Below are 22,816 nucleotides of genomic sequence, written 5' to 3'. Positions count from 1 at the left end.
TTTACTTACAATCGGCATCTAAATAATCTGGAAGATATGATTGGTCTTTCTTCTCATCGCAATCAGGATAAGTAACCACTCCATAGTTATCACGTACGATTTCATCTTTAGAAGGTTTGCCATCGTGATCGTGATCAGCGTGACGAGCAGCAATAAGTCTTACTGTAAAAATTAAAGGTGAATAAGCTGGTATTTTTGCCTGACTGTTATTAAAGTAACCTAAACCTGATGGAATGAAGAACACTCCTACCCCTCCATCGGTAGGAGCGGTAAGTGTACCATCAGAATTTTGTGTGAGTTTAGTCACTGAAGGCTTTAACTGAGCTACTCCTTCTCTAAATCCTCTGATAGTACCTGAAGGACGATTGGTAACAATATTTCCCAGTAAATCCATCCAATTAGATGCTGATTGAGTAGTAGTCTCATCAAATACTGTCAAGTTGAGTAACTGACCTTTATAGTTTACATATACCGAGTCGGCAATAGAAGTGGTATGGGTACTAGTACCTTCTTGTAATACCATATAGTACAAAGTATGACGAATGCGATTGTTATTGGCATCAAATACATCCAATTCCATTTTCTTCAAATTACTATTGTTAAAAATGGATTGTGAAACATTAGTTGTACTTGTAAAAGTAACAGCATCCGAAATAGCTGCCGTAGCTGAATATGTGTAAGTATGTGTTTTTAAGAATGTTTCAATAGCTTGATTGTTTTCATTCCTCACTTCTGTAACATCTCTTGGTGGTGTTACATTAGAACTATCGTTTTTCTTACAACCTGTAGTTAATAGTAAAGCTATTACACTGATGCTAAATAGAATTTTGTTTATCATATAAAATATTGTCTTATTTTTGGGGCGCAAGATACAAATTATTTCTTACTTTTGCACCTCATTGTTATTTTTAAAATTATAAAAGAATGCGAATTGATAAATATTTATGGTGTGTACGTTACTTCAAAACACGTAATATTGCTACTGAAGCTTGTAAAAAAGGTCACATCAAAGTAAATGGCGAAACAGTAAAACCTTCACGTGAGATTTATAAAAACGACCTAATAGTAGTGCGTAAAAACCAAATCAACTACCAATTAGAGGTTTTAGACATCCCTGAAAGCCGTGTGGGGGCTAAGTTAGTAGATCTTTATCGTCAAGATAACACACCTCCTGAAGCTTTTGAGCAAGCCGAAATACAAAAACTCGCTCAGGACTATTACCGCGAAAAAGGAGAAGGTCGCCCTACTAAAAAAGATCGCCGTGCTATTGATAATCTCTTAAATGATTTTCAAGAAAATGACGATTGAAATTCACTTTGTCAAAGTCCTAAAACTTTGACAAAGTGAAAAATATAATACTACAACAATGTAGGGTATTTTGCAGGATTAACTTCGTGCATTATACTGTATATCTTCTCAATGATGCTATCGGCATTAGGTTTAGAAAAATAATCACCATCAGTTGCATAAGCAGGACGGTGGTTACCTGCCGCCAAGGTTTGTGGTGCACTATCTAAATACTGATAAGCATTTTGTTCTTCCAAAATTTTCTGTAAAATATATGCCGAAGTAGCCCCAGGCATATCTTCATCAACTACTAATAGTCTATTGGTTTTCTGTATGCTCTTCACTATATCGTGACGTACATCAAATGGCGCTAATGATTGTACATCAATAATTTCAATATCAATACCCAAGGCAGCCAATTCATCAGCAACCTCACACACGATACGCAAAGTAGACCCGTAAGATACTACAGTAATATCTTTTCCTTCACGAAGTGTTTCTACTACCCCTATAGGAGTCTTAAACTCAGTGAGATTACTAGGCAAAGCTTCTTTCAAGCGATAACCATTGAGGCATTCCACCACTACAGCTGGTTGATTACCCTCCAAGAGTGTATTGTAGAAGCCCGCTGCTTTCACCATATTACGTGGGGTGAGAATGTACATCCCTCTTAAAGAAGCTAACAATACACCCATAGGTGAACCCGCGTGCCAAATACCTTGTAAACGATGCCCTCTCGTTCTGATAATAAGAGGTGCCATTTGCTTACCAAAAGTGCGATAGTGCAGACTGGCTAAATCATCACTTAGTGTTTGTAATCCATAAAGAATATAGTCTAAATACTGAATTTCAGCAATCGGACGCAAACCTCGCATTGCCATACCTATACCTTGTCCCACTATAGCTGTTTCACGAATACTCGTATCAGCTACTTTTACAGCTCCGTGTTTCTTTTGCAAACCTTCTAACCCTTGATTTACATCGCCTATATTACCCACATCTTCACCAAATATCAAAAGATTAGGATATTTAGTAAGCAAAGCGTCGAAATTCTCTCTCAACACAATACGCCCATCTACAAGTTCTTTTGATGCGTCATAAGTAGGAAGCACCTCTGCTATGTGAATAGGATTTTGTTCATTCTCTGTGTGGAGAAATCGACTATATTTAGGCTCATTTTCCTTTATATACTTCTTTATCCATTCTTGTAAAGGAAATATTTTGTTTTCACCCTCTGGTAATAACAATCTCAAGGCTTTTCTCGCACTACTCAACACATCTTTGCGATTAGGTAAAGCTACTTCCAAAAGAGATTTTGATAAACTCTTTACTTTTTCTTTTATAGTATCATCGTTCGTATTGGTTAACAATGAGGAGAGAAGAGCGACAAGTTCTTTTCTTTCTTTTTCAATAGGCTTAATATAAGATTCCCAAGCTCTTTTTTTTCCTTCATTCACACGTTTCTTAGCTTGTTGTTCTATAGCTACCAATTCTTCTTCAGTAGCATATTTTTCAGCTAAAATCCATTCGCGCATTTTGGTAATACAGTCAAATTCTTTTTCCCACTGAAGTCGTTCAGCACTTTTGTAACGCTCGTGTGAGCCTGAAGTTGAGTGCCCTTGAGGTTGAGTAAGTTCTTTCACGTGTACTAATACAGGTATATGTTCCTCACGGGCTATTTTAGCTGCCTTTTGGTAAATGTCATACAAAGTAGGATAATCCCAACCATTAGCAACAAATAGTTCAAACCCTTTGTGTTTTTTATCGCGCACAAAACCTTTTAACGCTTCTGAAATACTTTGTTTAATAGTGTGATATTCTTTAGGAACTGAAATACCATACTCATCATCCCAAACCGACATTACTAAGGGTACTTGCATTACTCCTGCCGCATTAAGGATTTCAAAAAAGTGCCCTTCGCTGGTACTCGCATTACCAATAGTCCCCCAAGCTATTTCGTTTCCGTGGTTTGAGAATCCTTTACTTTCTGCATTAGGTAAGTTGCGATAAACTTTAGAGGCTTGTGCTAAACCTAACAATCGAGGCATCTGACCAGCAGTACACGATATATCACTACTGCTATTTTTTTGTTTTAATAAATCTTTCCAATGTCCTTCGTTATCTAAACTATGGGTAGCAAAGTGCCCCCCCATTTGGCGTCCAGCACTGGTAGGGTCTGCCTCTATGTCAGCGTGTGCATATATCCCTGCAAAGAAATTCTCAACAGTATGCACGCCGAGAGCCATCATAAGTGTTTGATCGCGATAATAACCGCTCCTAAAATCACCATCTTGAAAAGCTCTTGCCAAAGCTACTTGAGGCACTTCTTTCCCTTCTCCAAAAATACCAAATTTGGCTTTACCTGTAAGCACTTCTTTTCTTCCCATCAAGCTGCATTCTCTACTGAGAACAGCGATGCCATAGTCTTCTAAAATATTTTCTTTTTTCATCGGTTTATCCTCTTTTAATAGTTTTTTTAAAAAATTAATATAGAGTGGTTTTTTTGTTTGAATAAAAATATTGCGCAAATGTAATACTTTTTTAAAAGTAAACAAAAGAAAAGTATTTTAATTTTCAATTTTAGTGATAGTTATATATACTAATGTGTTACTCTACAAAAAGAAAAATTACAAAGAAATCATTATCTAACTACATAAAAGACACTGATACAAAGGCTCTTATATAAAAATAATATAATGAACTCAATTGTCAATTGTTAATTTTCGATTATTTCATATCTTTGCCAAATGAAATATACAATTCTTCTTTCCGTTTTTGTAATACTGTTGGTGAGTTGCCAACTGCAAAAAACTATTACTATACAAAAGAGTGATACTACTAAAAGTAGTACTACTATTCTTATACCTATTGATAGCACTGTTGTTACAGAAACTACCCCCTCTAACCTCAAACCTAAACTCTCGAAAAACGATAGCTTGTTAAAAATCTTGCAAGAAAAATACGGTGAGGACTACGAAAGTTACCAAAGAGCTGTACGAAAATTAGTTTTGCACCAAATGAAATATAGTATTCTAAAAAATACCTGTTTAGAAGAGTTTTACTTACAAGGATTCGCTAAGACTACTAAGAACAGTATCAAAGTGCATTTGCCTTTCAACCTTCACACTTTTGATTGTGGAGCTCCTGATTGTTATACTACCGAAGTGAGTTTTCGTCTAACAAATGGAAAAACTATTATATTCCCCGATTCACTCCCTTTTCACGAAGAACAATCGGGGTGTATGGAAAATTATCAATTCAGTGATGTTTATGAGCTTATAGAGGCAACACACAAACACATAATTTACCATTGCCCTACAAAACGACGTACTTTGGTACTCTATTTTCCTAAAATCAAGGGCTGTTGGAGCGGTGACGCTTATTATTTTGTAGGAGTAAGCCGAAAGAGATTTAATGGCAAAAACATTTATACAGTACGCGAGAATTACAATGATAATAAGCGTGAAAGTGAATGGAATAAAGTACCCTATATGATTACTAACTTCAACCGATTAGAGTACGAGTTTATGCTAAAAGAATAAATATTTTTTCACTTTTTTCATAAAAAAATTTGGAGGTTTCAAAAAAAGTAGTACCTTTGCACCCGATTTAAAAACATAAGGGTTCTTAGCTCAGCTGGTTCAGAGCATCTGCCTTACAAGCAGAGGGTCACTGGTTCGAATCCAGTAGGACCCACTTAGGTTTAAAATTTTTATCATTGTTATTTTGGGGTTCTTAGCTCAGCTGGTTCAGAGCATCTGCCTTACAAGCAGAGGGTCACTGGTTCGAATCCAGTAGGACCCACCAAATTTAAGATTTTATTGTTGTTACTATAATCTAAAAAAAACAAGGATTCTTAGCTCAGCTGGTTCAGAGCATCTGCCTTACAAGCAGAGGGTCACTGGTTCGAATCCAGTAGAGTCCACTAAAAGCTACTCAATACCCTGAGTAGCTTTTTTTATTAGCAATATATTAAATACAGAATTGATTATCAAATATTTACATTTTTAATAATTGTTAATTAATCATTAATAATTGTATATTGATAATTATTTCTTACTTTTGCGATATTTTTAAACAGAAAACGAAAAAATAATATGTTAGGATTACAAACTTCTGTAGATGTTGCTACAACTGCAACCAACACTCTTCCAGCTCAAGAAAAAACACTTTCTATAATGGATATGATTGTAGATGGTGGCACTGCTAATATTGTGATTATTGGCATTCTATTCGTAATGCTCGCTGTAGCACTTTTCCTCTATTTTGAACGCCTATTTGCTATCAAGGCAGCTTCTAAAGTGGATAAAACTTTTATGTATAAAATACGTGATTGTATCTCTGCTGGACGTTTGGATGCAGCCAAAATGCTTTGTGTGCAATCGAATACTCCTGTAGCACGCCTTATTGAAAAAGGGGTTTCTCGTATAGGTAAACCTCTTGAAGATATTAATAAAGCTATTGAAAATGCAGGCACTTTAGAGGTCTACAATCTTGAAAAGAATACGGCTATTCTCGCTACTATTGCAGGAGCAGGACCTATGATTGGATTCTTGGGCACTGTTGTTGGTATGATTATGTCATTCCACGAAATGGCATCTGCTGGTGGTCAAGCCGAAATGGGCGCTTTAGCAGGAGGTATTTATACCGCAATGGCTACTACTGTAGCTGGTCTTATCGTAGGGATTATCGCTTATGTAGGTTACAATCACTTAGTGGTAAAAACTGATAAAGTGGTACACCTAATGGAAGCTAATGCCGTCGAATTCTTAGACTTGTTGAACGAACCTCTATAGGTTTCAAAAACTACTTGTACAATTATGAAATTAAAAGGTAGAAATAAAGTAAGTCCTGAGTTCAGTATGTCGTCTATGACGGATATTGTGTTCTTACTGTTAGTATTCTTTATGATTACTGCTAATAGCCCTAATGCGCTCGATTTGCTATTGCCTAAAGCTAAAGGAAAAAGCACCAACACACAAAATGTTTCAGTGAGTATTGATAAAGATTTGAATTTTTTCATCGACAAAAAACCTATATCTGTAGATAATCTCGATGCAGAACTCAAATCAGCACTAAAAGGAGTAGAAAATCCTACTATTATTTTACGCGTAGAAGAAAGTGTACCTATTGAAAATGCGGTAACTGTGATGGATGTAGCTAACCAAAATCAATTTAAGGTAATTTTGGCTGTACGTCCTAAATAGCAAAGTATATGAACTTATTCAATACAGAACATAAACGTAAAGCTTTAGCACTCACTACAGTTGTGATGTGTTTGGTGATCTTTATCCTATTTTTCGCAGGAATGAAGTACCTAGATCCTCCACCCGAAAATGGAGTAGAGGTCATCTATGGGGTAGATATAACTGGAATGGGAGAACGTACTCCTCCCCCAAGTGCTGCCAAACAAGAAGAAACCCAAACACCACAAACACAACCAGAACAGAGTACTTCACAAGAAGTAAAGGAAAACCTTTTGGCTCAAGATAACAACGAAGAAGTTTCTGTACCCGAAGTCCCTAAAAAACAAGAAAAGAAAAAAGAAACACCTAAAAAAGAGCCTACTAAAGAAACTCCTAAACCCGCTCCTAAGCCTTCACGTGAGACTTCTGATGCACTTTCTAACATTTTAGGCGCTGCCAATGCAGGTGGTAGTGGTACCTCAGGACAAGGAGATGGCAACCAACCTGGTTATCAGGGGCAAATAGATGGTAGTCAATATGCTAATTCTTACTATGGTTCTGGTGGTGGCAGCAGTTCTGGTAAAGGCTGGGGTCTCAATGGGCGCTCCATTGCTTCACAAGGTAAAGTTCCTCAAAATTGTAATGAAGAAGGACGTGTAGTTGTACAGATAGAAGTAGATCGTAGCGGTAGAGTTGTAAAAGCTACTGCAGGTGTAAAAGGAACTACTAATTCTGCCCCTTGTTTATTAGATGCCGCTCGAAAAACAGCAGCTATGCACCGTTGGAATGCCGATGATAATGCCCCTGCACGTCAAATTGGCTTTATTGTTATAAACTTTAAACTTGGAGAATAAAAAATCAATTATAAATTATAAATAACAAGATGAGATAATGGTTATACTATAACTGATTATCTCATTTTTGATTGTACAACAACTAAAAATTATCTTTAACATTGAATTATCAAGAAACACTTTCGTGGATGTTCAACCGCTTACCAATGTTTCAAACACAAGGTAAAACCGCTTTGAACAACAAATTAGATAATATCCTCACCTTTACTTCGGTGTTAGGAAACCCTCAAACAAAATTCAAAAGTTTGCATATTGCAGGCACTAACGGAAAGGGGTCTTCCAGCAGTATGCTCGCATCTATCCTACAAGAGGCAGGATATAAGGTAGGATTATACACCTCTCCACACCTCAAAGACTTCCGCGAACGTATTAAAATTAATGGAAAAGAAATCCCCGAAAACTATGTAATAAACTTTATAAGCGAAAACAAATCTTTCTTGGAAGAACATTCACTGTCATTTTTTGAAATGACTGTAGGAATGGCTTTCTGTTATTTTGCTGAAGAAAAAGTAGATATTGCTGTAATAGAGGTAGGCTTAGGTGGGCGTTTTGACTCCACTAATATTATCACTCCCGAAGTTTCTCTTATTACCAATATCTCTAAAGACCATACTGATATTTTAGGAGATACTTTACCTAAAATAGCTTTTGAAAAAGCTGGTATTATCAAACAAAATGTGCCTGTAGTAATCAGTGAATATCAAGAGGAAACTGCTCCCGTCTTCACAGCAAAAGCTAAAGAAATGAATGCTCCTATTATTTTTGCCAATCACATAAAAACTTCTCTTACAACCGATCTTCAAGGTGCCTACCAAGAGAAAAATATCAAAGGAGTAATAGCCGTTACCGAATTGCTTATCCACCAGGGGTGGGATATTACTCCGGAGAATATTGCACAAGGACTTTTACACGTGGTGCACAATACAAATCTGAAAGGTCGTTGGCAAACCCTTGGCTCCTACCCTACTATCGTATGTGATACAGGACATAATGTGGGCGGACTTACTTATGTGATGGAACAACTCAAAAAGCAAACCTATACACATCTTCATATTGTAGTAGGTTTTGTAAAAGAAAAAGATGTAAATGGTGTTTTAGAGCTTTTCCCAAAAGAAGCTACCTATTATTTTTGCAGTCCTGCTATTGCAAGAGGACTTAATGTAGATACATTAAAGGAAATTGCCATTGCAAAAGGACTCCAAGGGGAGAGATATTCTTCAGTAGCAGAAGCCTTAAATGCCGCTAAGGCACAAGCGCTTCCCACTGACTTTATATTTGTTGGTGGAAGCACGTTCGTAGTTGCGGAAGTGTTGTAAAATAACAAAAAGTGAATACTGAAAAACAAATGAAGGTTGTTTTAAAACCCTAATATCATTTTGGCGATAAAAAAGTAAATCAAGATACCTAAAACATCGTTGCTGGTAGTGATAAACGGACCCGTAGCAACCGCTGGGTCAATACCGCGCTTGTGGAGAAGTATCGGGATAAAAGTACCTATCACAGCAGCATTTACAATCACTGTAATGAGTGCTATGGCTACTGTAATACTTACCAAATACTCAGCTTGAAAAGCAAAATGGCTTACTAATATCACTATTCCTGCAATAGTTCCTCCGTTGATGAGTCCTAATAGAAATTCTTTGAACAACCGCTTGATAAGTTCGCCGTCGATAGAATTATTTGCCAACCCTTGTACTATTATCGCCGATGATTGTACTCCCACATTTCCTGCAGTAGCTTGAATAAGCGGAATAAAAATCAATAATATAGGGTAAATCATCATCGTATCCTGAAAACCATTGATAATACTCGCTGCTCCTAATCCTCCAAACATTCCAATAAGTAACCAAGGTAAACGCGCTTTAGTGAGTTTCCATATATTATCATCTGCCTCTACATCATTGGTGATACCCGCTGCTAATTGATAATCTTTTTCAGCTTCTTCTTTAATCACATCCACTATGTCATCAATAGTGATGCGTCCTACAAGGCGTTTCATCTCATCAACTACGGGAATTGCCTCTAAGTCATACTTACTCATTATGTGAGCTACTTCTTCAGCAGTATCAGTAACATATACGTAGTCTACTTTGGGAATATAAATGTCTTTTACTTCTGATCGTGTGGAAGTAGTAAGCAAATCTTTAAGTGAAAGTCGTCCTTTAAGCACATCATTATCATCTACTACATAAATAGAATGTACACGAGTAACGTGAGCCGCTTGTTCACGCATTTCTTTTACGCATTTTAACACATTCCAATTCTCATTTACCTTTACAAGTTCTTTAGCCATTAGTCCCCCCGCAGTATCTTCGTCATAACGAAGTAATTCTACGATGTCTTTAGCGTGTTCTACGTCCGTGATATGCGAAATAACTTCTGTTTTTCTATCTTCGGGTAGTTCAGAGATGATATCTACCGCATCATCGGTGTCTAACTCGATGATTTCATCGGCAATTTCTTTTGCAGAAAGGTTTTTTAAGATATTTTCACGGTAATCATCGTCTAATTCGGTGAGTACATCCGATGTTTTTTGAGCATCAATGAGACGAATAATATATACTCCCTCTTCAATATCTAATTCGTGAATGATTTCGGCTATATCGGCATAGTGTAAATCATTTAAAAGGGTTGTAAGTTCTTTATTTTGTTTTTCCTCAATCAGTTGCTGAATCTTTTCAATGAGCTCATCTGTTATTTTAAAAGTTGTCATATTATCTCCTAAATTCTATTTTTGCAAAATTATAAAATAATTGTGAATACCGAATAAAGAATCTCAAAATATTTTATATTTTTAAGTACTTAATTCGCCTTTTAAGTATTGAAAAAGTAGTTAAAATAGTTATTCAATACGTTCATTTTAGGATAATAAGTTCAGATTATCAAATAAATAAGTTCCATAGATAAAAAATTTCTATTTATTTATTTGGTGGTTTCAACAAAAAGTGATACTTTTGCGCACTGAAAAATAAAAATCGGGATGTGGCGCAGTTGGTAGCGTACACGTATGGGGTGCGTGTGGTCGCTGGTTCGAGTCCAGTCATCCCGACTTTTTTCTTTTTATACAATAGCTATTTTTATAAAGAAATGAACAAAGTTTATCTTCTTTTTTTATTTTCCCTATTCACCTTCATTTCTCAGGCACAAGCTCTTAAAAACAATTTTGTTATAGGAGCACAACTTCCTTTTTTATATAATAACGACCGAGAAAAACCTGATAACAACTCCTCTTCATCAGTTTCTTTATCTTTTCGCCCACGTGTAAATGTATATATCCAAGCTGATAGATATGATGCTGAAAAGTACGGACGATTGTCTAAATTTAGTACTCGTATAGATTATACTTTCCTACAAACTCAACAAAATGATGATTACGACCGTTATAATCATATTCATCAAGTATCTTTTCTGTATATTCTAGGAGGAATGCACAAAACTAATGGTCTACAAGTAGGTATAGGGCCTAATATTAACTTTGGAGATGCACAGGGAGTGAATGCTCGCTTGTTTTTAGGTGGTTATGGCGAGTGGAAAAGATTTATAGGTAGTGTAGATATCAACTTTTATATTCCTAATGCTAAAAGAAAAGAAGGTATCCCAAGTGATAATTATAAATATGGACACATAGCCATAGGAGTAGGATACCGTTTATAAACTAACAATAATTTTGTAGAAAATATATGAAACTTTCAAACTTTAATTTTGATCTTCCTAAAGAGTTATTAGCTGAATATCCCAGCGAAAACCGTGATGAAGCTCGCCTAATGGTGGTACATCGCAAAACAGGAGAAATTGAACACAAATTGTTCAAAGATGTAATTGATTATTTTGACGATGGTGACGTGTTTGTGCTCAACAACACCAAAGTATTCCCAGCTCGTTTATATGGTAATAAAGAAAAAACTAAAGCAAAAATAGAAGTATTTTTATTGCGTGAATTGAGCGCCGAACAACGTTTATGGGATGTACTCGTCGATCCTGCTCGCAAAATACGTATAGGCAACAAACTCTACTTTGGCAAAAATGCTGAATTAGTAGCCGAGGTAATTGACAATACCACATCTCGCGGTCGTACACTTCGTTTCTTGTATGATGGTACTTATGAAGAGTTCCGTCAGCATCTCACTGAACTTGGACAAACTCCACTACCTAAATACATCTCTCGTCCCGTAGAACCTGAAGACGAGGAACGTTATCAAACTATTTACGCTAAATACGAAGGTGCCGTTGCTGCCCCTACTGCTGGTTTGCACTTCTCTAAACACTTGATGAAACGTTTGGAAATAAAAGGTATTACCTTCGCCGAAGTAACATTACACGTTGGTTTAGGAACTTTCAACCCTGTGGAGGTAGAAGACCTTTCTAAACACAAAATGGATAGCGAAGAGATTCACATTCCTGAAAGTCAAACAAAAATCATCAACACCGCTAAGGAAAATAAAAAACGTGTTTGTGCTGTAGGAACTACTGTAATGCGTGTTTTAGAGAGTTCTGTATCTTCTGACGGCTTTGTAAATCCGTTTGATGGATGGACAAATAAATTTATTTTCCCTCCTTACGATTTTAGTGTTGCCAATGCAATGATCACTAATTTCCACACTCCTAAATCAACTTTACTGATGATGGTATCAGCTTTTGCTGGTCACGATCTCATTATGCGTGCCTATAAAGAAGCTGTAGAACAAAAATACAAGTTTTATTCTTATGGTGATGCAATGCTAATCTTATAAAAATCAATAACTAAAAATAATCATTAATGAAAAAATTTTTTATCACTATGGCGTTAGGAATGAGCACCCTAACATTTTTTGCGCAAGAAACACCTAAAGAACTTTACACTGCTCATAACAAAGGTAAATTTTTCTTCTTCTGGGGTGGTAATCGCGGCTGGTACTCTAATTCTGATATTACTTTCACTGGTAATGGCTACGATTTTACCATCAAAGATGTTGAAGCGGTAGACCGTCCTAAAGGTTGGCATATCGACTATATCAATCCTTTGCGAATGACTATCCCTCAAACCAATTTTCACATAGGATATTACATTTCTGACCATTACACTGTTTCTGTAGGAGTAGACCATATGAAATATGTAATGAAAAACGGTCAAACTGTGAAAATGAACGGATATATCAATGGTTCTGGCACTTCACACGATGGCGTATATAACAATGTCAATAAATTGCTCAGCGAGGATTTCCTCACCTTTGAACATACTGACGGACTCAACTATGTAGTAGTGGAAGGGGCTCGTATCGATGATATTTCTCGTTTGTTTGGCATCCGTAACACTGATATATTACAAGTGAGCTTAACAGAAGGACTTGGTTTTGGCGCTTTATATCCAAAATCTAATACAAAACTCCTCAATAAAGAACGTTACGACGAATTTCACATTGCAGGGGTAGGAGTAAATGCTAAAGCTGGATTACACCTCACTTTCTTAAAGTATTTTCGTGTAGTTGGTGAACTTAAAGGTGGTTATATCAATATGTACGACGTACGCACTACTTATGATATAGCCGATAAAGCTAAACACGATTTCTTCTTCTTTGAAACTGTATTAGGTATTGGCGGTGTCTTTAGATTCTAAAATTTCACATAACATAGATAATAAAAACTGGCGTAGTTTTGAACTATACCAGTTTTTTTATTATTTTTGCGCCAATTTTACTAATCACTATATTAGCTAATTACATTATGGCAGACGATAAAAAGATTATTTTTTCGATGAATAAGGTAAGCAAAACCTATTCATCTACTAATAAACAAGTTCTAAAAGACATTTACTTGAGTTTCTTTTATGGAGCTAAAATAGGTATTTTAGGTCTTAATGGCTCTGGTAAGTCTTCTTTACTAAAAATTATAGCAGGAATTGATAAAAACTATCAGGGCGAAGTGGTTTTCGCTCCTAACTACACTGTAGGGTATTTGGAACAAGAACCACACCTTGATGATGAGAAAACCGTGATAGAAGTAGTACGCGAAGGCGTAGCCGAAACAGTTAAACTACTCGATGAGTTTAACCATATCAACGACCTTTTCGGCTTGGAAGAAAACTATTCTGACCCCGATAAGATGCAAAAACTGATGGATAAACAAGCCGAGCTACAAGATAAAATAGATGCCTTGAACGCTTGGGAACTCGATAACCAGCTGGAAGTAGCTATGGAAGCCCTCCGCACCCCTGAGCCCGATACACCTATCAAAGTGCTTTCGGGAGGAGAACGCCGTAGGGTAGCACTCTGTCGTCTGCTCTTGCAACAACCCGATGTCTTGTTACTCGATGAACCTACGAACCACCTCGATGCCGAATCGGTATTGTGGTTAGAACAACACTTGCAACAGTACGCCGGTACCGTGATAGCCGTAACCCACGACCGTTATTTCTTGGATAATGTAGCAGGCTGGATATTGGAGCTTGACCGTGGAGAAGGAATTCCGTGGAAAGGTAATTATTCGTCTTGGCTCGACCAGAAAGCCAAACGCCTTGCCCAAGAACAGAAAACCGAAAGCAAACGCCAAAAGGTGTTGGAGCGCGAGCTTGAATGGGTACGACAAGGCGCTAAAGGGCGACAAGCCAAACAAAAGGCACGTTTGCAAAACTACGACCGATTGCTCAATGAAGACCAAAAGCAGTTAGAAGAAAAACTTGAAATATACATCCCTAACGGACCTCGTTTGGGAACCAACGTGATAGAAGCACGACACGTAGCCAAAGCCTTTGGTGATAAATTATTATATGACGACCTTAATTTTGTATTGCCACAAGCAGGTATTGTAGGCGTAATAGGACCTAATGGAGCAGGTAAATCTACTATTTTCCGTATGATTATGGGGGAAGAAAAACCCGATAACGGTGAGTTTTTGGTAGGAGAAACCGTAAAAATAGCTTACGTAGACCAAACTCATAAACAGATAGACCCCGAAAAATCTATTTGGGAGAACTTCTCTGGCGGGCAAGACCTGATAATGATGGGTGGCAGACAGGTGAACTCTCGCGCTTACCTAAGTCGTTTTAACTTTGGCGGTAGTGAGCAAAACAAGAAAGTAGCGACCCTCTCAGGAGGTGAACGCAATCGCTTGCACCTTGCAATGACATTAAAAGAAGAAGGCAACGTATTGCTATTGGACGAGCCTACCAACGATTTAGATGTAAATACACTCCGTGCTTTAGAAGAAGGTTTAGAAAACTTTGCAGGTTGTGCGGTAGCGATCTCACACGACCGTTGGTTCTTAGACCGTATCTGCACTCATATTTTAGCTTTTGAAGGTGACTCACAAGTCTATTTCTTTGAAGGTAGCTTCTCAGAATATGAAGAGAACAAGAAAAAACGCCTTGGCAAAGAGGTAACGCCTACAAGGATTAAATACAAGAAATTGGTACGATGAAAGAAAATGATAACAATATTATCATCGGAGTAATAGCCATCGTAATGGTTCTTTTAGTCTTAATATTCTTCCTTTAAAATGCCAAAAAAGAAATACTATGTAGTGTGGGAAGGACACAAAACGGGTATCTTTAGCTCGTGGGATAAGTGCAAAAAAGCTGTTGAAGGCTATCCGTATGCTAAATTTAAGAGTTTTGAGAGTCAAGCAATGGCTGAAAAAGCCTTCAATGAGAGCTTTGAGCAATACAAAGGCAAAAGAGTAGCCTCCTCTCCTACCCTATCCCCCTTAGAATTAGAGCGTATTGGCTCCCCCATATTGCCTTCTATAGCTGTTGATGCTGCTTGCAGCGGTAACCCTGGAATTATGGAATACCGAGGAGTAGATACCGAAACTCAAGCTGAAATATTTAGAATTGCACCAATAAAAGACGGCACGAACAACATAGGGGAGTTTTTGGCTATCGTACACGCTTTAGCCTTTATGAAGCAACGCAACCTCAGCTTACCGGTCTATTCTGATAGCAAAATAGCGATGAGCTGGGTGCGCCAAAAGGTATGCAAAACTAAAGTGCCACGCACCTCTCATAACGAAAAAATATTTGAACTGATAGCCCGTGCTGAACAATGGCTACACAACAATACTTATCCTAACCCTATTTTGAAATGGGAAACCCAAGCGTGGGGCGAAAATCCTGCCGATTTTGGACGTAAAGACAAATAAAATGACAGACCTTACCCTGAAAATACAACCTACTGCTAACCCCGACATCATCAAACTCGAAGCCAACAGACCTTTGGTAAAAGGGAGTTATGAGTTTAAAAACGTAGATGAAGCTAAAAACGCTCCTTTAGCTAAGGAGCTATTTTATTTGCCCTTTGTAAAAACTGTTTATATTTCGAGTAATTTCATAGCTTTGAAACGCTTTCCCATTGTTGAATGGAAAGAAGTTCAGGAAGAGGTTGCTCAGCAAGTATTAGTGTATTTGCAATCGGGTAAAGATATATTATTAGGCGAAGCTGGAAAACCTATGGGGGAAGCTATTACTGTATATACTGAAACAACCCCCAACCCCACCGTGATGAAGTTCGTCGCCAACAAGCGTTTGGTACCTACTGTAATAGAGTATAAATCAATAGAAGAAGCCGCAGAAGCGCCTATGGCAGCAACTCTCTTAACGCATTTTCCATTTATTGAAGAAGTTTTTTTTGATGATAATTATATATCACTCACTAAAAAAGGTATGGAAGAATGGGAAATGATAGCTGCCGACTTGCGCGATTATATCCGTAAATACCTAAGTGAAGGTCGCCCTATCATCAACCCTGCCGAGATAAAAAGGCGACAAGAAGAAGCTCAAGCGCGCTTGCTTTCTATGGTTACTACCGATGAAATATCGCAACAAATCGTAGCTATCATAGAACAATATGTAAAACCCGCTGTGGCATCCGATGGAGGTAACATACAATTTATTTCTTACAACCGCGACACCCATCACGTAGAAGTACTCTTACAAGGGGCTTGCAGTGGCTGTCCGTCATCTACTCAAACCTTAAAAAAAGGCATTGAAGTTATTTTGAAAGACAAGTTAAACAATCCGCTTATCAACGTTGAAGCACTACTTTAATATTTTATAATTTACTGTGAAATCATTCCTACAACAATTTACTGAAAACAGCACCTATCAATCCCTATTAAAACACCTACAAACAAAAGAAAATGCAGAGGTTAAGGGATTGGCAGGGGCTTCTTTGTCAATAGTAATAGCTAACTTGTTTAATACAGTCCATAGACCTCTATTAGTACTGCTACCCGATAAAGAAGAAAGTGCCTACATAGTCAATGATTTAGAAACCTTAGTAGGAGAACAGCAGGTACTTTTCTTTCCCGATAGCTATCGTCGCCCCTATCAAATTGAAGACACCGATAATGCCAATGTGTTATTGCGTGCAGAAGTCCTCAACCAATTGAGTCATAGTACAAAACCATTGCTCATAGTCTCCTACCCCGAAGCTCTTTTTGAGAAGGTCATCACACGAAAACAATTAGAAAAAAATACGCTAAAAATTCAAAAAGGAGACTCACTCACTATTGATTTCCTCAATGAGGTGCTTTTCAGCTACCACTTCAACCGCACCGATTTTGTTACCGAACCTGGTGAGTTCTCAGTACGTGGTGGGATTGTAGATGTATTCTCTTTTTCAAATAATGAACCTTATCGTATTGAATTCTTTGGAAACGAAGTTGATAGCATCCGTACATTCGATGTAGAAAGTCAGCTATCTACTGCTCAACTATCTAAAATTACAATTATCCCTAATGTAGAAAACAAAGAAAGTGATGAGATTCGACAGTCATTCTTGGAGTATATCAGTGAGCAGACGCTATTCATTGGTAAGGATATGGGATTTTTTGATACTAAGATTGAAAAACTCTTTGCTAAAGCTACCGATATTTATCAAAAGCTCCCCAATGAAGTAAAACGCACCCCCCCAGAGGAACTCTATTGTCAAGTAGTGGATTTATTGAAACAAATACAGAGATTCCAACAAGTAAACATCAATGCTACAACTCCCACTTGTAAAAACGAAAAGGAGTTTTCTTTTCATACCACCCCTCAACCTTCTTTTAACAAACAGTTTGAACTCCTTATTAGTTACTTCAACAACAAACACGAGGAAGGATTTCAAAACTATATCCTCTGTGGGAGTGAACAACAAGCCAAGCGATTTCAAGATATTTTTGAAGAAATGGAGCAAAAAGTACCTTACCAAACGGTACAATTATCACTACACGCTGGCTTTGTAGATACTGAATTAAAATGCAATGTATTCACCGATCATCAAATCTTTGAGCGCTATTATAAATTTCAGCTAAAGAATGGTTATGCCAAAAAACAAGCCATTACACTTAAAGAACTGATGCAATTAGAGGTAGGCGATTATGTTACACATATAGACCACGGTATTGGGAAGTTCGCTGGCTTACAAAAGATTGAAGTAGAAGGCAAACAACAAGAAGCTATCAAACTGATTTATGGAGACCGTGATGTATTATTCGTTAGCATTCACGCACTACATAAGATTACTAAATATAACGGAAAAGACGGCAAACCTCCTAAGATTTATAAATTAGGTTCAGGAGCGTGGAAAGCCCTCAAACAGAAAACCAAAGCTCGTGTAAAAGAAATCGCGTTCAACCTCATTCAGTTATATGCCAAACGAAAGGAAGCCCAAGGATTTGCCTTTGCTCACGACAGTTATATGCAAAACGAGTTGGAAGCCTCATTCTTGTATGAGGATACTCCCGACCAAAGTAAGGCTACTGCCGAAGTAAAAGCTGATATGGAAAGCTCTAAACCTATGGATAGATTGGTGTGTGGTGATGTAGGTTTCGGGAAAACCGAAGTAGCCATTCGCGCTGCCTTCAAAGCTGTCGATAATGGCAAGCAAGTAGCTGTACTTGTGCCTACTACAGTACTGGCTTTTCAACACTTTCAAACATTTAGCCAGCGTATGAAAGACTTTCCTGTGCGCATCGATTATCTCAACCGATTCCGCACAGCCAAGGAAAAGAAAATCATCTTAGAAGAACTAGCTAAAGGTCAGTTAGATATTATCATCGGCACACATCAAATAGTAGGCGAAAAGGTTACTTATAAAGATTTAGGATTACTGATTGTTGATGAAGAGCAAAAGTTTGGCGTAGGTGTAAAAGATAAGCTCAAAACCCTTAAAGAAAACCTCGATGTACTTACGCTCACTGCTACACCTATCCCACGCACACTACAATTCAGTTTGATGGCTGCCCGCGACCTTTCGGTTATCAATACCCCTCCTCCTAACCGCTACCCTATTGATTCGCAAGTAGTACCTTTCAATGAAGAGGTAATACGCGATGGCATCCGTTATGAAATTCAGCGTGGCGGACAAGTATTCTTTATGCACAATAGGGTTGAAAATATTCAAGAGGTGGCTGGAATGATTCAGCGATTGCTCCCCGATGCGCGTATCGCCATTGGTCACGGACAAATGGACGGAAAGAAATTAGAAGAGACTATGCTTGCCTTTATGGAAGGTAGGTATGATGTATTGGTTGCTACCACCATTATTGAAAGTGGTTTAGATGTTCCTAATGCCAACACTATTTTTATCAACAATGCACATAATTTTGGCTTATCCGATTTACACCAAATGCGCGGTCGCGTAGGTAGAAGTAATAAAAAGGCTTTTTGCTACTTCATCACGCCTCCTCTGATAGCGATGAGCGACGATGCCCGCAAGCGTATTGAAGCGATAGCTCAGTTCTCCGATTTAGGAAGCGGACTCAATATCGCTATGAAAGATTTAGAGATTAGAGGGGCTGGCGACCTCTTGGGGGGAGAGCAAAGTGGTTTTATCAATGAAATAGGCTTTGACACCTATCAAAATATACTACAAGAAGCCATAACAGAACTCAAAGAAAATGAGTTCTCTGAACTGTACCACACCGCCGAAGAAGACAAAACTTACCTCACCGATACTCAAATAGATACTGACTTTGAACTGCTCTTCCCTGATACTTATGTCAATAGAGTAGCCGAACGACTCAATCTTTATAACGAACTGAGTAATCTGCCTAATGAGGAAGCCTTACAAGTTTATGAACGCAACCTCATCGACCGTTTTGGCAAGTTACCCCCTCAAGCTATCGACTTGCTCAATAGCGTACGTGTAAAATGGTTGGCTACCCGTATGGGAATTGAGAAACTCGTAATGAAAAACGGAAGGATGACTGGCTATTTCATTGCCGACCAAAATAGTCCGTTCTATCAAAGTGCGCGCTTCCAAAAGCTATTGCTCTTTGTACAACGCTACCCCGATAAGTGTCGTATGCAAGAGAAAGAAACCCGCAACGGCTTGCGTTTATTGCTTATTTTTGAAAACATCAACAGTGTATACCAAGCTCTAAAAGTTATGCAAATGATAGAAGCATAATATAATTATTGAACTTAATCTATGATTTCACATTAAAATAATTTATCCAATAAACACTCTCTTTTGAGGCTTGTCCCCCTTCGGGGGAACGGGGGCTATTATTGATTCACTGATAATCATTTGCTTTTTTGGCATATTATAGGAGCGATTTGCCAATCGCCCTCTAAAAATAAGTTTATTATTTTTGTTTGTCTATAATATTAAACACTATGGAAACACATTAGTGTTTATCAAAGAAATGTTAAAATTTAAAATTGAACTCTAATTGCATATCATTGAGTGCTTTTTGTCTTTTGATAGGAGTTAAAAGCTCCATAATGGGGTCATCAACAAAAGAGGAATTCCCAACTATACGCATTAGTTCTATTATAGACATAGTGATAATAGCTATATGAATCTGGATTTTAACAGCATTTTCAGATGTTCCCCAAAAGTTTTTTACCTTAAGATGTTGTTTTATCCACTTAAAAAATAGTTCTATTTGCCATCTATTCTTATATAAAAGAGCAATTTCACTAGCTTTAAGGTGAAAATTGTTAGTATAATAAACAAAAGACCTTTTAAGTTCTGGGGCAAAGTAAACAATTCGCCTAAGTTCTGAGGGATAATTCCCTTTATTTCTATTTCCTGTAAACCTAATAGTTTGGTCTAATAGAACATTATCATTATTTTCAAGAAAGTCTTCTCCTGAAATGATTTCATAAGCAGGTATGCCTTTCTCACGAATGATGAAAAAAGCATCATATTGGCTTATTTTATAAAGCCTATTCAAATCAAAATAGCCACGATCAAACACATAACAAGCTAAAGGCTCATAGTCTATAGCGTCCATTTCTTTAATATCATGGACATTAGCATTTGTAATTCTATAAAAAGTAGGAATTTTAGTAACTAAATCAATTTGTGTATGGATTTTTATTCCAGATTTAGTGCTTCTAAAATTAGCCCATTGAAATACGGACATGCATAAGTCAATAGTAGTAGAATCTATAGCATAAAATTTTCCGTGTAAGCAAAATTCACTAAAGGATTGCTTTTCTTGGGCTATACTTATCATATAGAAAGCATATTGTTCGAATATTCTTATATCTCTGATCTTATTTGCAATAGATAAGGTCTTTTAAATCTATCGGATTTTTTCCAATACCTAAATGATAAATTCTTTTGAAATTAGCATTAACAGTACTTACAAGTTCTCTAATACTAATACAGCCCATAAGTTGTCCAAGAATTAAAAGTAGCATATGATTCCAATGTGAAAATACCCAATTTTTAGTTCTATCATCATACTTGGCAACTAATCTATTAAAGTATTTTTGAGGTAGAAATGATGTTACTTGAGAGAAAATGTACTTTTTTGAATTCATTGTATTATATCTTTGAATACAAAAAAAGTATTTTTTCAAATCTCGGACAAAGATTTTTATTTATAATTAATTGAATACAAATTGTTTAAACATAAATTTTAACACATTTTGATAAACACAAGTGATGGAAACATTTAAAAATTGGGTAGGTAAAAACCCTATTACATTTGGCGGTATTGTAGCTCTTTTGCTCGCTGCTTTTGGTATTTGCCTCATCATAGGCGCTCTAAAAAATTGGGATTGGCTATACGAACCCGATAAACATTACCAAAATAATTGGACTATGGGGCAAATAAGCCGTTATTTAGGTCGTGATATGGCGCGTGTTATTGGTTTTATTACAGGTGTTTTCTTTATAATTATAGGAATTTACTCCTCCTATATAGCTTTTACCTATAAAGCATAAACAATATGAATGTAAAAAACGAATCTATTTTCCTCGATTTTACAACTTTATCTATGGGTGAGTTAGAAAGTTTAATGAAGTTGAGAATTTTCAATCAAAATATAGGGGGTATGCTTATAGAAAATCAAGACGACTTTTCCTCCAAAATAGAAATATTAGAAAAATTGGTATCAGATTATTATTCTGATAAGAATTTAGATGAAATAAAGGCTATATTCTTTAAAACAATAGTTTCAGAACATTGCTTTTTGTCTATTATAGCTACAGACTTATACGAAGAGAAAATCCTAATACTTATTTCAAAAAAAAGAATAAAAGACAGCATTAATATTTCTCTTGATAGTTATGATAGAGTTCAAATACCTTTTTCTCTAAAAACAAGTGACCTATCCTATTTTTATAAATGGTAACCCACCTCTCTACCTCCTAACCATCCTACTTCCCTATTATCTCAAACTTGTATATTTATAATGAAAAATAAAGTGAAATTATCACGAATATTATGAAAGAAGAATTGTTTATATGGTTTTATTCAAACCCCAATACGTTACCTAAAGGAGTTCCTGCTACTGTAATGACAACTATTACAGAGGAATTTTACCCTAAAAACCCTACTAAAATCAAACGAGGAGAATGGATTAAATACTCTCCTATGTATTTCTCCTTTCCTCCAGAAGAGAAATACAAATTGCCTGAAGAATTGATTTTGGTGGTAAAACGCCAGAAAGAAGTGTTGTTTGATTTCTTAGGATATTATGAAGGGATAAGAGTTTTCTCTGATAGATTATTAAATCTTCTGATAGAGAATGGCTTAAATCCTCAATTTGAAAAAGCAACCTTGAATGTTGTAAATACTAAAGGGGGCAATATTGCTAAACAGCCCTATTATTTATTGCGTTTCTGTAGGGCTGATAACGAATTATTTGCCTTTAATGACAACTTAAAAATAGTTGCGAGAGATTGGGAGGACACTTTTCTTTATCCTGATTTGCACTTAAAAGAGCCTACTGATAGGAATATTTTTGTCTTAGGAAATGTATTACCTGATGATTATTTTTGCTATCAAAATGCCTTAGTTATTAAAAAATCATTAAAAGAGGAAATAGAAAAGCTCTGCTATGCTCCTGAGATATATTCAGTAAGTGAGTTCCCAGAAGTGTATAATACTTGTTTAAAGTAGTGATAAACTATTATTAAAAGGATTTTCTAAACCTGATAGAGCTTGGTATAAATAGTATTTACTCTGAGAACTTCATCAGATACAACAGCTTACTAATTAGTGAAATACAAAATAACTAAAGAGGCTGTCCGAAAAGTTTAGTTTAAACTTTTAAGGACAGCCTCTTTTTTT

At 36.7% G+C, this 22,816-nt stretch carries 21 protein-coding genes and 4 tRNA genes; 20 read left to right on the top strand and 5 right to left on the bottom strand.

Annotation, left to right across the window (positions count from 1 at the left end; genetic code table 11):
• Position 1: 1 nt before the first annotated feature.
• Complete coding sequence (locus tag JMN12_RS01895; protein WP_203081465.1) at positions 2 to 838, bottom strand: FKBP-type peptidyl-prolyl cis-trans isomerase; 837 nt, start codon at positions 836 to 838, stop codon at positions 2 to 4.
• 86 nt (positions 839 to 924) lie between these two features.
• On the opposite strand from JMN12_RS01895, the gene JMN12_RS01890 reads away from it, so the two are divergent.
• Positions 925 to 1,308 (top strand): RNA-binding S4 domain-containing protein, encoded by a 384-nt coding sequence (locus tag JMN12_RS01890; protein ID WP_203081464.1) that lies wholly within the window; start codon positions 925 to 927, stop codon positions 1,306 to 1,308.
• 50 nt (positions 1,309 to 1,358) lie between these two features.
• On the opposite strand, the gene JMN12_RS01885 is transcribed toward JMN12_RS01890, so the two are convergent.
• On the bottom strand, positions 1,359 to 3,737 hold the full coding sequence (locus JMN12_RS01885; protein ID WP_203136548.1) for a thiamine pyrophosphate-dependent enzyme: 2,379 nt from the start codon (positions 3,735 to 3,737) through the stop codon (positions 1,359 to 1,361).
• 297 nt (positions 3,738 to 4,034) lie between these two features.
• Between JMN12_RS01885 and JMN12_RS01880 the strand changes: the two genes are divergently transcribed.
• From JMN12_RS01880 to JMN12_RS01845, 8 genes are all read left to right on the top strand, one after another.
• Entirely contained in the window at positions 4,035 to 4,829 is a 795-nt protein-coding gene (locus tag JMN12_RS01880; protein ID WP_203136546.1) for a hypothetical protein, read from the top strand.
• 79 nt (positions 4,830 to 4,908) lie between these two features.
• Positions 4,909 to 4,983, top strand: a tRNA-Val gene (locus tag JMN12_RS01875).
• A gap of 33 nt (positions 4,984 to 5,016) precedes the next feature.
• Positions 5,017 to 5,094: transfer RNA gene (locus JMN12_RS01870), tRNA-Val, on the top strand.
• A 43-nt stretch (positions 5,095 to 5,137) separates the two neighbouring features.
• Positions 5,138 to 5,212: transfer RNA gene (locus JMN12_RS01865), tRNA-Val, on the top strand.
• Positions 5,213 to 5,384: 172 nt separating this feature from the next.
• Complete coding sequence (locus JMN12_RS01860) at positions 5,385 to 6,083, top strand: MotA/TolQ/ExbB proton channel family protein (RefSeq protein WP_009413169.1); 699 nt, start codon at positions 5,385 to 5,387, stop codon at positions 6,081 to 6,083.
• A gap of 24 nt (positions 6,084 to 6,107) precedes the next feature.
• A complete protein-coding gene (locus JMN12_RS01855; protein ID WP_002678130.1) occupies positions 6,108 to 6,494 on the top strand; it encodes an ExbD/TolR family protein in 387 nt (128 codons plus the stop codon).
• Positions 6,495 to 6,502: 8 nt separating this feature from the next.
• Entirely contained in the window at positions 6,503 to 7,327 is an 825-nt protein-coding gene (locus JMN12_RS01850) for an energy transducer TonB (RefSeq protein ID WP_203136537.1), read from the top strand.
• A gap of 101 nt (positions 7,328 to 7,428) precedes the next feature.
• Positions 7,429 to 8,643 carry a bifunctional folylpolyglutamate synthase/dihydrofolate synthase gene (locus tag JMN12_RS01845; RefSeq protein WP_203136535.1) on the top strand — a complete coding sequence of 405 codons (1,215 nt, stop codon included), beginning with the start codon at positions 7,429 to 7,431 and terminating at the stop codon, positions 8,641 to 8,643.
• Positions 8,644 to 8,684: 41 nt separating this feature from the next.
• Here the strand turns inward: JMN12_RS01845 and mgtE are convergent, their stop codons facing one another.
• Positions 8,685 to 10,040 (bottom strand): magnesium transporter, encoded by a 1,356-nt coding sequence (gene mgtE, locus JMN12_RS01840; RefSeq protein WP_088594186.1) that lies wholly within the window; start codon positions 10,038 to 10,040, stop codon positions 8,685 to 8,687.
• Positions 10,041 to 10,303: 263 nt separating this feature from the next.
• Here mgtE and JMN12_RS01835 point away from each other — a divergent pair.
• The 8 genes from JMN12_RS01835 (at position 10,304) to mfd (ending at position 19,692) form a co-directional block, all read left to right on the top strand.
• Positions 10,304 to 10,376, top strand: a tRNA-Pro gene (locus JMN12_RS01835).
• 38 nt (positions 10,377 to 10,414) lie between these two features.
• Entirely contained in the window at positions 10,415 to 10,981 is a 567-nt protein-coding gene (locus tag JMN12_RS01830) for a hypothetical protein (RefSeq protein ID WP_088594185.1), read from the top strand.
• Between the two features lie 26 nt (positions 10,982 to 11,007).
• Positions 11,008 to 12,057 (top strand): tRNA preQ1(34) S-adenosylmethionine ribosyltransferase-isomerase QueA, encoded by a 1,050-nt coding sequence (gene queA / locus JMN12_RS01825; protein ID WP_009413173.1) that lies wholly within the window; start codon positions 11,008 to 11,010, stop codon positions 12,055 to 12,057.
• 26 nt (positions 12,058 to 12,083) lie between these two features.
• On the top strand, positions 12,084 to 12,920 hold the full coding sequence (locus JMN12_RS01820; protein WP_203136533.1) for a hypothetical protein: 837 nt from the start codon (positions 12,084 to 12,086) through the stop codon (positions 12,918 to 12,920).
• 107 nt (positions 12,921 to 13,027) lie between these two features.
• Positions 13,028 to 14,719 (top strand): energy-dependent translational throttle protein EttA, encoded by a 1,692-nt coding sequence (gene ettA / locus JMN12_RS01815; RefSeq protein WP_203136531.1) that lies wholly within the window; start codon positions 13,028 to 13,030, stop codon positions 14,717 to 14,719.
• Positions 14,720 to 14,797: 78 nt separating this feature from the next.
• Positions 14,798 to 15,439 carry a viroplasmin family protein gene (locus JMN12_RS01810; protein ID WP_088594183.1) on the top strand — a complete coding sequence of 214 codons (642 nt, stop codon included), beginning with the start codon at positions 14,798 to 14,800 and terminating at the stop codon, positions 15,437 to 15,439.
• A gap of 1 nt (position 15,440) precedes the next feature.
• On the top strand, positions 15,441 to 16,343 hold the full coding sequence (locus tag JMN12_RS01805; RefSeq protein WP_203136519.1) for a NifU family protein: 903 nt from the start codon (positions 15,441 to 15,443) through the stop codon (positions 16,341 to 16,343).
• Between the two features lie 16 nt (positions 16,344 to 16,359).
• On the top strand, positions 16,360 to 19,692 hold the full coding sequence (gene mfd, locus JMN12_RS01800) for a transcription-repair coupling factor (protein WP_203136516.1): 3,333 nt from the start codon (positions 16,360 to 16,362) through the stop codon (positions 19,690 to 19,692).
• 241 nt (positions 19,693 to 19,933) lie between these two features.
• On the opposite strand, the gene JMN12_RS01795 is transcribed toward mfd, so the two are convergent.
• Both JMN12_RS01795 and JMN12_RS01790 read right to left on the bottom strand, forming a co-directional pair.
• Complete coding sequence (locus JMN12_RS01795; RefSeq protein WP_238423784.1) at positions 19,934 to 20,749, bottom strand: IS4 family transposase; 816 nt, start codon at positions 20,747 to 20,749, stop codon at positions 19,934 to 19,936.
• Positions 20,750 to 20,789: 40 nt separating this feature from the next.
• Positions 20,790 to 21,059 (bottom strand): DUF4372 domain-containing protein, encoded by a 270-nt coding sequence (locus tag JMN12_RS01790; RefSeq protein WP_203136514.1) that lies wholly within the window; start codon positions 21,057 to 21,059, stop codon positions 20,790 to 20,792.
• A 124-nt stretch (positions 21,060 to 21,183) separates the two neighbouring features.
• On the opposite strand from JMN12_RS01790, the gene JMN12_RS01785 reads away from it, so the two are divergent.
• The 3 genes from JMN12_RS01785 to JMN12_RS01775 all read left to right on the top strand — a co-directional run bounded on the left by JMN12_RS01785 (position 21,184) and on the right by JMN12_RS01775 (position 22,645).
• Positions 21,184 to 21,465 (top strand): Imm17 family immunity protein, encoded by a 282-nt coding sequence (locus JMN12_RS01785; RefSeq protein WP_009413179.1) that lies wholly within the window; start codon positions 21,184 to 21,186, stop codon positions 21,463 to 21,465.
• A gap of 5 nt (positions 21,466 to 21,470) precedes the next feature.
• Positions 21,471 to 21,875 (top strand): hypothetical protein, encoded by a 405-nt coding sequence (locus JMN12_RS01780; protein ID WP_227002859.1) that lies wholly within the window; start codon positions 21,471 to 21,473, stop codon positions 21,873 to 21,875.
• Positions 21,876 to 21,967: 92 nt separating this feature from the next.
• Entirely contained in the window at positions 21,968 to 22,645 is a 678-nt protein-coding gene (locus JMN12_RS01775; protein WP_088594180.1) for an Imm43 family immunity protein, read from the top strand.
• The last annotated feature ends 171 nt before the right edge of the window (positions 22,646 to 22,816 follow it).

The sequence above is a fragment of the Capnocytophaga genosp. AHN8471 genome (assembly GCF_016806945.1).
Classification (GTDB): domain Bacteria; phylum Bacteroidota; class Bacteroidia; order Flavobacteriales; family Flavobacteriaceae; genus Capnocytophaga; species Capnocytophaga periodontitidis.
This window is presented reverse-complemented; position numbering and strand designations above follow the sequence as displayed.

Excerpts from the sequence above, each read along its gene's own strand:
- JMN12_RS01895 (WP_203081465.1), bottom strand. The coding sequence starts at position 838 with ATGATAAACAAAATTCTATTTAGCATCAGTGTAATAGCTTTACTATTA.
- JMN12_RS01890 (WP_203081464.1), top strand. The coding sequence starts at position 925 with ATGCGAATTGATAAATATTTATGGTGTGTACGTTACTTCAAAACACGT.
- JMN12_RS01885 (WP_203136548.1), bottom strand. The coding sequence starts at position 3,737 with ATGAAAAAAGAAAATATTTTAGAAGACTATGGCATCGCTGTTCTCAGT.
- JMN12_RS01880 (WP_203136546.1), top strand. The coding sequence starts at position 4,035 with ATGAAATATACAATTCTTCTTTCCGTTTTTGTAATACTGTTGGTGAGT.
- JMN12_RS01860 (WP_009413169.1), top strand. The coding sequence starts at position 5,385 with ATGTTAGGATTACAAACTTCTGTAGATGTTGCTACAACTGCAACCAAC.
- JMN12_RS01855 (WP_002678130.1), top strand. The coding sequence starts at position 6,108 with ATGAAATTAAAAGGTAGAAATAAAGTAAGTCCTGAGTTCAGTATGTCG.
- JMN12_RS01850 (WP_203136537.1), top strand. The coding sequence starts at position 6,503 with ATGAACTTATTCAATACAGAACATAAACGTAAAGCTTTAGCACTCACT.
- mgtE (WP_088594186.1), bottom strand. The coding sequence starts at position 10,040 with ATGACAACTTTTAAAATAACAGATGAGCTCATTGAAAAGATTCAGCAA.
- JMN12_RS01830 (WP_088594185.1), top strand. The coding sequence starts at position 10,415 with ATGAACAAAGTTTATCTTCTTTTTTTATTTTCCCTATTCACCTTCATT.
- queA (WP_009413173.1), top strand. The coding sequence starts at position 11,008 with ATGAAACTTTCAAACTTTAATTTTGATCTTCCTAAAGAGTTATTAGCT.
- JMN12_RS01820 (WP_203136533.1), top strand. The coding sequence starts at position 12,084 with ATGAAAAAATTTTTTATCACTATGGCGTTAGGAATGAGCACCCTAACA.
- ettA (WP_203136531.1), top strand. The coding sequence starts at position 13,028 with ATGGCAGACGATAAAAAGATTATTTTTTCGATGAATAAGGTAAGCAAA.
- JMN12_RS01810 (WP_088594183.1), top strand. The coding sequence starts at position 14,798 with ATGCCAAAAAAGAAATACTATGTAGTGTGGGAAGGACACAAAACGGGT.
- JMN12_RS01805 (WP_203136519.1), top strand. The coding sequence starts at position 15,441 with ATGACAGACCTTACCCTGAAAATACAACCTACTGCTAACCCCGACATC.
- JMN12_RS01795 (WP_238423784.1), bottom strand. The coding sequence starts at position 20,749 with ATGATAAGTATAGCCCAAGAAAAGCAATCCTTTAGTGAATTTTGCTTA.
- JMN12_RS01790 (WP_203136514.1), bottom strand. The coding sequence starts at position 21,059 with ATGAATTCAAAAAAGTACATTTTCTCTCAAGTAACATCATTTCTACCT.
- JMN12_RS01785 (WP_009413179.1), top strand. The coding sequence starts at position 21,184 with ATGGAAACATTTAAAAATTGGGTAGGTAAAAACCCTATTACATTTGGC.
- JMN12_RS01780 (WP_227002859.1), top strand. The coding sequence starts at position 21,471 with ATGAATGTAAAAAACGAATCTATTTTCCTCGATTTTACAACTTTATCT.
- JMN12_RS01775 (WP_088594180.1), top strand. The coding sequence starts at position 21,968 with ATGAAAGAAGAATTGTTTATATGGTTTTATTCAAACCCCAATACGTTA.